Consider the following 10,772-nt stretch of genomic DNA (forward strand, 5'->3'; position numbering starts at 1 on the left):
GTGTATGCCAGGGGCGGGAATCACCGCCGAACGCCTGGGCATGGCCGGGCCGCGCGGCCCGGTCTTCGAGGACGTGGACGTCCAGGCGCCACCCGGTTCACTCGTCGCCGTGGAGGGCCCCTCCGGCTCCGGGCGCACCTGTCTGCTGCTGGCCCTCACCGGCCGCATGCGCGTGACCTCGGGGACCGCGCGCGTCGGAGGGCATCCGCTGCCGAAGAAGATGGCCGCGGTCCGCGCGGTCTCCGCGCTCGGCCCGGTGCCCGGCGTCACCGACCTCGACCCGGCGCTCACCGTCGCCGAGCAGCTGCGCGAACGGTCGCTGCTGCGCCGCTACCTGCGCGGCTGGCGGCTGGAGCGGAACACCGAGCGGCAGGCCCGCATCCGGGCGGCGCTCGACCTCGCCGGCCTCGACCCCGACACGCTCACCCGGGGGCTGCGCACCACCGTGCGGGACCTGGAACGGCTGGAGGAGCTGCGGCTGGGCGTGGCGCTCGCCCTGCTGGACGGGCCACGCCTGCTGGCCGTCGACGACCTCGACATGAAGCTGTCGGACGCCGAACGGGCGTCGGCCTGGGACCTGCTGCGGACGGTCGCCGACAGCGGCGTCACCGTGCTGGCGGTGTGCAGCCAGGCACCGCCGGACGCCCTTGTCGTCCGCACGGGCGCAAGGGGCACCGACAAGGACGACAAAGCCGTCATGGACGACGAGGCCGTCACGGACGACAAGACCGCCACCGGCGGCAAGACCGACGGCGCGACGGAGGCCGACGGCGGGACCGACGCCGACGGCGAGGACACCACCACCGTGAAGGGGGATGCCGACGATGCGCTCGCCGAGGCTCGCCGCGCTTGAGCTGAAGCGTTTCGGCAGGGGGAAGCTGCCACGCGCGGCGATGGCCGCGATGCTGCTGATCCCGCTGCTGTACGGGGCCCTGTACCTGTGGTCGTTCTGGAACCCGTACGACCGGCTCGACCGCATCCCGGTCGCCCTGGTCAACGAGGACCGGGGCACCACGGTGAAGGAGGACGACGGCGACAGGCGGCGGATCACCGCCGGCGACGACATCGTGGAGGGCCTGCGGGACAGCGACACCTTCGACTGGCGGGAGGTCGACGCCGCCGAGGCGGAACGCGGTGTCGCCGACGGCACGTACTACCTGTCGCTGACGATCCCCGACGACTTCAGCGCCAAGGTCGCCTCCAGCTCGGGTGACGACCCGGAGACCGGCGCGCTGCGCGTCCACACCAACGACTCCAACAACTACATCGTCGGGCAGATCTCGCGGACGGTGTTCTCCGAGGTGCGCGCCTCCGCCTCGACCCGCACCTCCGGCGGCTTCTACGACCGCATCTTCATCTCCTTCTCCTCCCTCCACAAGGCCACCTCGGACGCCGCCGACGGCGCCAAGGAGCTGGACGACGGCCTGGGCAAGGCGAAGGACGGTTCAGGGGAGCTGGCCGACGGTTCGGCGAAGGCCAAGCAGGGCAGCGCCGACCTCAAGCAGGGCGTGGGCGACCTGCACCGGGGCAGCGCCCGCCTTGTCGAGGGCACGGGGAAGTTGACCGAGGGCACCAAGCAGCTCGTCGACGAGGTGAACAAGCGCACGAAGCAGCTGGAGCCGCTGGCCAAGCCGAAGGCCGGTGAGGACATCGCGACCGTGGCCGGCGAGGTCGCGGACGGCGCCGCCACGGCCCGGCGGGTGGTCGCCGCACTGCCCCGGGACTCCCAGGAGTCGGCCCGGCTCGGCCGCCGGGCGGCCGACGGTTCGGCGAAGGTCTACTCGGCCGTCTGCGAGCGCCCCGGCGGGCTGCCCGCCCCGGGCGAGGGCACCGCGCCCGGCAGCGACGGCGACGGCGGCGGCGAGGCGGCGGGACCCGACGACAGCGCCACGCGCTCGGTGTCCCCCGCCGACGGCGTGGACTGCGCGGAGTTCAAGCGGAACGTCGACGAGGGCCGCAAGGCCGCCGAGCTGGCCGAGACGGTGAGCAAGCACGTCAGGGAGAACGGCGGCAACCTCGACAGCCTTCAGCGGGACCTCGCCAAGCTGGAGCGGACCGCCCGGGAGATCGAGAAGCGGGCGCCGAACCTCGGCGCCGAGCTGGACAAGGCCGTCCGGGACGCCAACGCCCTGCACCGGGGCGCGCAGAGCATCGACAAGGGCATGCGTCAGCTGAACACCGGTCTGGCCTCCGCCGCCGGCGGCGCCGGCCGCCTCGACAGCGGCCTGGCCGACATCTCCTCCGGCGCCCGCTCGTTGGACGGCGGCCTGTTCAAGCTGGCCGACGGCTCCGGCGAGCTGTCCAAGGGGCTGCGGGACGGCGCGGAGAAGATCCCCGACTACGACAAAAAGGACCGCGAGGAGCGCAGCGAGGTGATGGCCGACCCGATCCGGCTGGTCACCGAGAACAGCAACGCGGCGGCCAACTACGGCACGGGCTTCGCGCCGTACTTCATCCCGCTCTCCCTGTGGGTCGGCGCGATGGTCTGCTACATGCTGCTGGCGCCGCTGAACCGGCGTGCGCTGGCCGCCGGCGCTCCGGCGTGGCGCACGGCGCTGGCCGGTCTGCTGCCGGTGGCCGCCATCGGGGTGGCGCAGGTGCTGACGCTGATGGCGGTGCTGCGCTACGGCCTCGGTCTGGAGATGGACCGCGCCGCCGGCACGGTGGGCTTCCTGCTGCTGGTGACGGTCTGCTTCGCGGCGATCATCCAGTGGCTGAACGCCAAGTTCGGCCCGGCGGGCCGCATCCTGGTGCTCGCCGTGCTGATGCTCCAGCTGACGTCGGCGGGCGGCACCTACCCGGTGGAGACCAGCCCCGGCTTCTTCAACGCGATCCACCCGTTCCTGCCGATGAGCCATGTGGTGGCGGCGCTGCGGGTGCTGATCACCGGAGGCGACCTGGGCGCGGTGTGGCAGGCGTGCGGCGTGCTTGTTGCCTTTACCGTGGGTGCTCTCGCCCTCACGGCGCTCACCGCGCGTCGCAGTGCCGTGTGGACGATGAAGCGGCTGCATCCGGAGCTGTCCCTGTGACGGCCCGGACCGGAACCCGACGAGGAGAGGACCGCATGAGGAGAAGACCGGCCAGATGAGGACAGACAGCGGCACGGGCACCCGGGGCGGCGCCCGCCGGGCGGCCACCCGGCAGAAGCTCTACGAGGCGGCGGTGACGCTCATAGCCGAGCAGGGTTTCTCCTCCACCACCGTGGAGGAGATCGCCGAGCGCGCCGGCGTGGCGAAGGGCACCGTCTACTACAACTTCGCGAGCAAGACCGAACTGTTCGAGGAGTTGCTGAAGCACGGCGTCGACCTGCTGAGCGGTGAGCTGCTCGAAGCCTCCCGAGCCGCCGCCGGAGGCGGTGGCAGCCGGGTGGACGAGCTGGACGCGATGATCCGGGCCGGGCTGCTGTTCATCGACCGCTATCCGGCCTTCACCCAGCTGTACGTGGCCGAGCTGTGGCGGACCGGGCGGGCCTGGCAGGACACGCTGATGGTCTCCCGGGCGCGGGCGGTCGCCGTGGTGGAGGAGGTGCTGCGCAGGGGCGTCGCGGAGGGCGAGTTCAGCGCCGAGATCGACGTGCAGCTCACCGCGGCGGCACTCACCGGGATGGTGCTGGTCGCGGCGCTGGACTGGAAGGCGTTCCAGGCGGAGCGCTCGCTGGACGAGGTGCACGCGGCGCTGTCGCTGCTGATCCAGGGGAGGGTGGGCGGCGACGGTCGGTGCCGGTAGCCCCGGCACCGACCGCGCCCCCTCGTTCCCCCCGCTCCCCCTGGCGGACCGGCGTGGCCGACGCCGGTCCGGTCGCGGCCGGTCGGCCCGCCGCTCCGCCACCACGTGTCGGCGGTGCGCGGGCCGCCCCGCCGCACACCACTGTGCCGCCCGGGTGCGGTGCGGCCCATCCGCGCGGGTACTCAACTCCCGCCCTGAGTAGGAGTACTCAGTCCGCGGTGGCGCCCGTCCCGATACGATCGCCGCCGTGTCCGTACTTCCTCTGATCTTCACCAGCGGCTGGGCCAGCGGCATCAACGCCTACGCCGTCGTCCTGCTGCTCGGCCTGTTCGGCGCGACCGGCGTCTCCGACGACGTGCCGGAGGCGTTGCAACGCCCCGACGTGCTGATCGTCGCCGGCGTGCTGTTCCTGGTGGAGGCCGTCGCCGACAAGATCCCGTACGTGGACAGCTTCTGGGACGCGCTGCACACCGTCGTGCGACCGGTGGCCGGCGGTGTGGTGGCGGCGCTGCTCGCCGGCGAGGACGGTTCGCTGTCGCAGCTCGCGGCGGGCGCCGTCGGCGGCACCACGGCGCTGGTCAGCCACCTGGTGAAGGCGGGCACCAGGATGGCCGTCAACACCTCGCCGGAGCCGGCCAGCAACATCGTGGTCAGCCTGCTGGAGGACCTGACCGTCGCCGGTGTGGTCACCTTCGCGATCTTCCATCCGGTCGCGGCGTCGATCGTCGCCGCCGTCCTGCTCCTGCTCGGCATCCTGGTCAGCTTCTTCCTGGTACGCCGCATCCGGGCCTTCCTGCGCCGCCGCCGCGAGAGGCGGCTCGCGAAGCGGCAGGGGCTGGCGGGGCCACCCGCCGGCTAGCAACCCCGCTCCCGCCGCGTGGGGAGGGTTCCGGTACTGGTCAGCGAGGCGGATACAGTCCCAGCCATGGCAGAGATCGTGGTCATCGGAGCCGGAATGGGTTCGCTCGCGGCGGCGGCGCGGCTGGCCGTCGCCGGGCACCGGGTCGCCGTGTACGAACGCGGCGAGACATACGGCGGCGCGCTGGGCCGCTTCGAGAAGGACGGCTTCGTCTTCGACACCGGGCCTGGCCTGCTGCCGCTGCCCGCCGTGTGGCGGGACCTCTTCGTCAAGACCGGCAAGGCCGCGCTGGAGGACCGCGTCGAGCTGCGGCAGGTCGATCCCGACGTACGCCACGTCTTCGAGGACGGCCGGGAGTTGACGCTGCCGGCGGCCTCCCGCGCCGGTGTCATCCGCGCGCTGGACGAGGCGCTGGGCGCGGGCACCGGCGAGCGCTGGACGGCGCTGGTGAACCGCGCCCGCACCGCCTGGGACGCCACCCGCCGTCCACTGCTGGAGGAGCCGCGCACCGTCGACGGCCCGCACCAGCCGCTGCCGGACCCCTACCCGGCGCGCCGGCGCGGCCTGCTGCGGCGGCGGACCCCCACGCTGGCCGAGATCGCCCGGGACGAGCTGCGCGACCCGGAACTGGAGCGGATGCTGTGCTCCGCCGCCCGCCTGTACGGGCTCGACCCCCGGACCGCGCCGGCCGCCGCGTCGGTGCTGGTCTACCTGGAGCAGACGTTCGGGAGCTGGTACCCGCTCGGCGGCATGCGGGCGCTGGCCGACGCCGTGCACCAGCGCTGTCTGGAGCGCCGGGTGGAGTTCCACTACGGCGCCGAGGCGGCGGGCGTGGTCGTCGAGGAGGGCCGGGCCGTCGGCGTCCGGTTCGCCGACGGCACGACGGTGGACGCCGACGCGGTCGTCGACGGCACCGGACGGCTCGCCCCCGACGACGTCCCGGCCGACCCGACCGCTCCCGAGGGCGGCCACTCCCCCGCGGACGCCACCGCCCGGCACACGCTGCTGCTCGCCCTGCGCGGGCCGCGTCCCGCCGGCACCGTCCACCGGACGGTGGTCCACGGCGACGAACCGGTCAGCGTGCTGCGGCCGGACGATCCGAGCCTCGTGCCCGCGCCGGCGGAGTACGAGGCCGTGACGGTCTCGACCGTCGTACCGGCGGGCACGGTGCCGGGCGAGGACGACGTGCGGAGGCTGTTGGCGGCCGCCGGGCGGGCCGTGCCCGACCTCGACGACCGACTGCTGTGGCACGTCTCCCGCACCCCGGCGGACACGGAGGCGGAGACCGGCGCCCCGGGCGGCGCGGTGCCGCCGCCGGCGCTCGCCGGCCGCCCGCTGCCGGCGGCCAACTCGGGCCGGTTCAAGGGCTGTTACGCGGTCGGCGGCTGGGCGCATCCGGGCGGCGGACTGCCGCACGCCGGGATGTCGGGCGCGATGGCCGCCGGGCTGTTCGTGGAAGGCGCGGACTGGCGCGGCTCCCGCTGAGGCCGCGTCCGCGGCGGGGCCGTCAGTAGCGCTGCTGCGGGTCGTAGTAGCCGGGCTGCCCGTCGGCGGGCGGCTGCGGCGGCTCTTCGGTAGCCCGCTGCTGCGGCACCCAGACACCGCCGGGCGGCGTCTCCTGGTAGCCGGGCTCCGGCGTCTGGTAGCCGGCGTAGGGCTGGTCGCCGTAACCGGAGTAGGTCTGGTCGCCGTAGGACGGGGTGCCCTGGTCGTCGTAGCCCTGGCCCGGGTAGCCCGAGGTGTTGTACCCCTGCGTGTCGTAGCCCTGGGACCCGTGGGACCGGGGGTCGTAGCCCTGGGCGTCGTAGGGCCGGTTGTCGTACGACGGGGTGCTGTAGCCCTGCGGGTCGTAGCCCTGCGTCTGCGCGCCCTGGTCGCCGTAGGACTGGGTGGAGGCGTCGTCGCCGTAGGGGCCGGGGTGGCCGAGGTACTGCTCGGCGGCTCCGTAGCCGAACGCCGGGCTGTGCTGGTCCTGGGAGGTCGGGTCCGGCGGGGTGCCGGGAAGCCCCTGGTCGGGCCAGCCCGTCGCCGCGTAGGAGCCGGTGTCGTAGGAGGCCGTGCCGTACGAACCGGTGTCGTAGGAGGCCGTGTCGTAGGAGCCGGTGTCGTAGGAGGCCGTGCCGTACGAACCGGTGTCGTAGGAGGCGGTGCCGTAGGTGCCGGCGTCGTAGGCGGGGGTGCCGCCTGCGGGGGTGCCGCCGGTCGGGTCGGAGGAGGCCCAGGCGCCGCCGGCGGCCGGTGTGCCGTACGTGTCGGCGGCGGTGCGGGGGGCGTCCTCCGGCTCGGCGCGGTCGTAGACGCCGTACTGGCCGGTGTCGTCCGGCATCGGCTGCGGCAGGTAGCTGGCGGTCTCCTCCAGCTGGGAGACCTTCAGGACGGGTTCGGCGTCGGCGGGGGGCGGGGCGGACGGCTCGCCGCCCTCGGCCCTGCGCCGCCGGCTGGTGCCCGGTTTCCCGCCCAGTGACCAGCCGGTGGAGAAGCCGCTGCGGAAGGACAGCGTCACGAACAGCTGGCCGGCGCCGAAGGCGACCGCGCCGAGCAGGATGACCGCGATCAGCTGCGTCAGCACACCGAGGACCACACCGAGGAAGCCGAAGAACGCCAGCAGCCTCCAGCGCAGTCGCGCCTTGTACTGGAGCAGTACCTCACCGAGGAGCCAGACGGCGACGCAGCCGAACGCTATGTAGAGGACCGCCCAGCCCATGTACGCCCTCCCGGCGAGACTAGGGCCTCTCGTGCAGCCCCAGGTTCTCGTAGATCTCCAACGTCGCCGTGGAGTGGTTGAGGGTGATGAAGTGAAGACCGGGGATGTCCTCGTCCATCAGCCGACTCGCCAGCTCCGTGGCGTACTCGATTCCGATCGAGCGTACAGCGGCCGGGTCGTCCTTGACCGCCAGGATGCGCTCCGCCAGTTCGGGCGGGAACGTGGCGTTGCTCAGCCGCGCGAACCGTTCGATCTGCCGCACGTTCGTGACGGGCATGATCTCCGGGATGATCGGGGTCTGGCAACCCGCCGCCGCGACCCGGTCGCGCAGCCTCAGGTAGTCCTCGGGGTAGAAGAACATCTGGGTGATGGCGTAGTCGGCGCCGGCCCGGCACTTGTCGACGAAGTGCCGGATGTCGCTCTCCCAGTCGGTGGAGCGGGGGTGCATCTCGGGGTAGGCGGCCACGCCGACGCAGAAGTCGCCGGCCTCCTTGATCATCTCGACCAGTTCGACGGCGTACGTCACGCCCTCGGGGTGCGGCACCCACTCGCCCATCGGGTCGCCCGGCGGGTCGCCGCGCAGCGCGAGCATGTTGCGGATACCGGCGTCCGCGTACTGGCCGATGATGTTCCGCAGCTCGGCCCGCGAGTGGTTCACGGCGGTCAGGTGGGCGACGGGGGTGAGCGTGGTCTCGGCGGCGATGCGCTCGGTCGCCCGGACGGTGCCCTCCCGGGAGGAGCCGCCTGCGCCGTAGGTCACCGAGACGAAGGTGGGGCGCACCGCCTCGATCCGCCGGATGGCGTTCCACAGGGTGCGCTCGCCCTTCTCCGATCGCGGCGAGTTGAACTCGAAGGAGTACGACTGCTCGCCGGAGGCGAGCAGCTCACGGATGGTGAGCGCGCGGTCCGTTCTGGTGGATGCGATACCGAGGGCCATGTCACGCAGGCTAACCCTCGGGTAGGGCTCTGAGCAGCGGCGTCCATCAAGTGGACCGTGATCGTTCGTGAATTGGCCGATCAACGACCCCGGAGGCGCTTGCTCAGCTCGGTCGCCGCGTGGTAGGGATCCGCGGCCTCGGTGAGGGCGCGGACCACCACGACCCGGTCGGCGCCGGCCTCCAGCACCTGGTCGAGGTTGTCGGCGTTGACCCCGCCGATCGCGAACCACGGACGGTCCGAGCCGGTCTCGGCGGTGCGCCTGGCGGCGTGCCGGACGAGGTCGAGGCCGGGGGCGTGCCGGCCGGGCTTGGTGGGGGTCGGCCAGCAGGGGCCGGTGCAGAAGTAGTCGACGCCCGGGTCGGCGAGTGCGGCGTCCACCTCGGCCTCCGCGTGGGTGGAGCGGCCGATCAGCACGTCGTCCGGGGTCGGTCCCAGGATCGCGCGGGCGGCGGGCACCGGCAGGTCGCCCTGGCCGAGGTGGAGCACGTCGGCACCGGCCGCGTGCGCCACGTCGGCGCGGTCGTTGACCGCCAGCAGCCGGCCGTGCCGGCGGCAGGCGTCGGCGAACACGGCCAGGTGGTCCAGCTCCTCGGCGGCCTCCATGCCCTTGTCGCGCAGCTGGACGATGTCCACTCCGCCGGCGAGGACGGCGTCCAGGAACCCGGGGAGGTCGCCGCGCTCACGCCGGGCGTCGGTGCACAGGTACAGCCGGGCGTCGGCGAGCGCGGCCGTGGCCGAGGACACGTGGGACATGGGCCCCTCCTGGACAGGGCGCCCGGGCCCGCCCCTGGCGGAGAACCAGAAGCAGGGCCCGGACGCCTACGGTGTGGTGGCGGTCAGACGGCCAGCGCCTGCGCGCGCCGCTTGACCTCGGTGCCGCGATTCTCCCGCAGCGCCTGCGCCGGGGTGCCGGGCAGGGTGTCGTCGGGAGTGAACAGCCACTCCAGCATCTCCTCGTCGGTGAAGCCGTCGTCGCGCAGCAGCGTGAGCGTCCCCGACAGGCCCTTGATCACGCGGCCGTCGCCGATGAAGTCGGCCGGGATCATCAGTACCCGGTTCTCGCCCCGCCGGACGGCGATGAGCTGACCCTCCCTGATCAGCTGGCGGACCCGGGTCACCTCGATCCCCAGCCGCTCCGCCACCTCGGGGACGTTGAGCCAGGCGGGGACCAGTGCATCTGTCTTCGTGTCGATCTCGGTCACGAGTCCAAGCCTGCCACCAGTGACCGGCAATCACCTACCCCCCGCCGCCGAAGCGGCCTTCTTCAGCGGTACGGCGGGGTCCTCGGCCAGCCTCCGGTCCAGCCCCGCGCCGCGTTCGATCAACCGGCGGCCCTGCGCCAGGTCGCGCGGCCGGCCCACGGCCAGCAGCGCAGTCAGCCGCCCCTCGCGCAGCCAGCACACCGACCACGAGGCGCCGCCCGGGTCGCCGCGCCAGAGCAGTTCCTCACCCTCACCCGGGTGGCCGGCGAACTGGATGAAACGGCCGAACTGCTCGGACCAGAAGTAGGGGACGGGGTCGTAGGGCTCGACCGCGCTGTCCACGGCCTGGCCGCTGTCCCCGCCGACCATGTCGAGCGCGACGGAGCGCGGTCCCTGGAGCGCGTTGTCCCAGTGGTGCACCAGCAGCCGCCGCCCGTAGCGGCGGGACGGGAAGGAGGCGCAGTCGCCGACCGCGTAGACGTCGGGCACCGAGGTCCGCAGCCACTCGTCGACGAGAACGGCGCCGTCCTGCCCCAGCTCGACGCCGGAGCCGGCGAGCCAGCCCGTCGCCGGCCGCGAGCCGATGCCGACCACCACGGCGTCCGCCGACAGGACGGTGCCGTCGGCCAGCTCCACCTCGCCCGGCCGCACGGCGGTCACCGCGACACCGGTGCGCAGTTCGGCGCCGGCCTCGGCGTACCACTGCCGCATCGGCGCCGCCACCTCCGGCGGCAGGGCCCCGGCCAGCGGCTGTCCGCCGGCCTCCACGACCGTCACCGGGCAGCCCATCTCCCGGGCGGCCGTGGTGAACTCGGCGCCGATCCAGCCGGCGCCCACCACCACGACCGGCCGGGCCTCGGCGAGCACCGGGCGGAGCGCCCGGGCGTCGTCCAGGGTCCGCAGCAGATGGACCCCCGGCACCCCCTCCGCGCCGGGCAGCAGCAGTGGCTCGGAGCCGGTCGCGACCACCAGCCGGTCGTACGGCACCTCGCCGGCGTCGGTCTCGATGACACGGCGGTCGGGGCGCAGCGCCGAGACCTGCCGGCCGAGGTGGAGTTCCACGTCCAGCGCGGCGAAGTCCACCTCGAAGGTGGAGCCCTCCGCCTTCCCGGTGAGCACCGCCTTCGACAGCGGCGGGCGGTCGTAGGGCGGGTGCGCCTCCGCGCCGACGACGGTCACGGGGCCGGACCAGCCGGCCTCCCGCAGCTGTACCGCCGTCTGCACCCCGGCCAGGCCGGCGCCGACGATCAGCGCGTGCGGTTCTGCTGTCTGAGCACTCTGAGGGGTCACCCCGTCACCATAGGCTCTGCCGCCCCCGCCGCCGACGCGGCCCGTCCCCGCG

Annotated in this window: 10 protein-coding genes; 5 read left to right on the forward strand and 5 right to left on the reverse strand. The window is 73.6% G+C overall.

Translation table 11 applies throughout. From position 1 onward, the window contains the following. The first annotated feature begins 4 nt into the window (after positions 1 to 4). The 5 genes from GL263_RS13380 (at position 5) to GL263_RS13400 (ending at position 6,070) form a co-directional block, all read left to right on the forward strand. The gene (locus GL263_RS13380; RefSeq protein WP_182855915.1) at positions 5 to 853 is read left to right on the forward strand and encodes an ATP-binding cassette domain-containing protein; all 849 of its coding nucleotides are present in this window, start codon (positions 5 to 7) and stop codon (positions 851 to 853) included. Continuing rightward, positions 825 to 3,029 carry a YhgE/Pip family protein gene (locus tag GL263_RS13385; protein ID WP_182855914.1) on the forward strand — a complete coding sequence of 735 codons (2,205 nt, stop codon included), beginning with the start codon at positions 825 to 827 and terminating at the stop codon, positions 3,027 to 3,029. The genes GL263_RS13380 and GL263_RS13385 overlap by 29 nt, the downstream gene beginning before the upstream one ends. 55 nt (positions 3,030 to 3,084) lie before the next feature. Further along, positions 3,085 to 3,726: a TetR/AcrR family transcriptional regulator gene (locus GL263_RS13390; protein ID WP_182855906.1), complete on the forward strand. Its 642-nt coding sequence runs from the start codon at positions 3,085 to 3,087 to the stop codon at positions 3,724 to 3,726. Positions 3,727 to 3,973: 247 nt separating this feature from the next. Further along, entirely contained in the window at positions 3,974 to 4,585 is a 612-nt protein-coding gene (locus tag GL263_RS13395; RefSeq protein WP_182855907.1) for a DUF4126 domain-containing protein, read from the forward strand. A 66-nt stretch (positions 4,586 to 4,651) separates the two neighbouring features. Beyond that, positions 4,652 to 6,070 (forward strand): phytoene desaturase family protein, encoded by a 1,419-nt coding sequence (locus tag GL263_RS13400; protein ID WP_182855908.1) that lies wholly within the window; start codon positions 4,652 to 4,654, stop codon positions 6,068 to 6,070. 22 nt (positions 6,071 to 6,092) lie between these two features. Here the strand turns inward: GL263_RS13400 and GL263_RS13405 are convergent, their stop codons facing one another. The 5 genes from GL263_RS13405 to GL263_RS13425 all read right to left on the reverse strand — a co-directional run bounded on the left by GL263_RS13405 (position 6,093) and on the right by GL263_RS13425 (position 10,720). Beyond that, positions 6,093 to 7,289, reverse strand: a complete 1,197-nt coding sequence (locus GL263_RS13405; RefSeq protein ID WP_182855909.1) for a hypothetical protein — start codon at positions 7,287 to 7,289, stop codon at positions 6,093 to 6,095. Between the two features lie 19 nt (positions 7,290 to 7,308). Further along, positions 7,309 to 8,226 carry a methylenetetrahydrofolate reductase [NAD(P)H] gene (metF, locus tag GL263_RS13410; RefSeq protein ID WP_182855910.1) on the reverse strand — a complete coding sequence of 306 codons (918 nt, stop codon included), beginning with the start codon at positions 8,224 to 8,226 and terminating at the stop codon, positions 7,309 to 7,311. Positions 8,227 to 8,306: 80 nt separating this feature from the next. Then, a complete protein-coding gene (thiE, locus tag GL263_RS13415; protein ID WP_182855911.1) occupies positions 8,307 to 8,981 on the reverse strand; it encodes a thiamine phosphate synthase in 675 nt (224 codons plus the stop codon). Positions 8,982 to 9,064: 83 nt separating this feature from the next. After that, positions 9,065 to 9,430 carry an Rv2175c family DNA-binding protein gene (locus GL263_RS13420; protein ID WP_182855912.1) on the reverse strand — a complete coding sequence of 122 codons (366 nt, stop codon included), beginning with the start codon at positions 9,428 to 9,430 and terminating at the stop codon, positions 9,065 to 9,067. A 30-nt stretch (positions 9,431 to 9,460) separates the two neighbouring features. After that, on the reverse strand, positions 9,461 to 10,720 hold the full coding sequence (locus GL263_RS13425; protein ID WP_182855913.1) for an NAD(P)/FAD-dependent oxidoreductase: 1,260 nt from the start codon (positions 10,718 to 10,720) through the stop codon (positions 9,461 to 9,463). Positions 10,721 to 10,772: the final 52 nt, after the last annotated feature.

This window comes from Streptomyces durbertensis (genome assembly GCF_014156695.1).
Taxonomy (GTDB): domain Bacteria; phylum Actinomycetota; class Actinomycetes; order Streptomycetales; family Streptomycetaceae; genus Streptomyces; species Streptomyces durbertensis.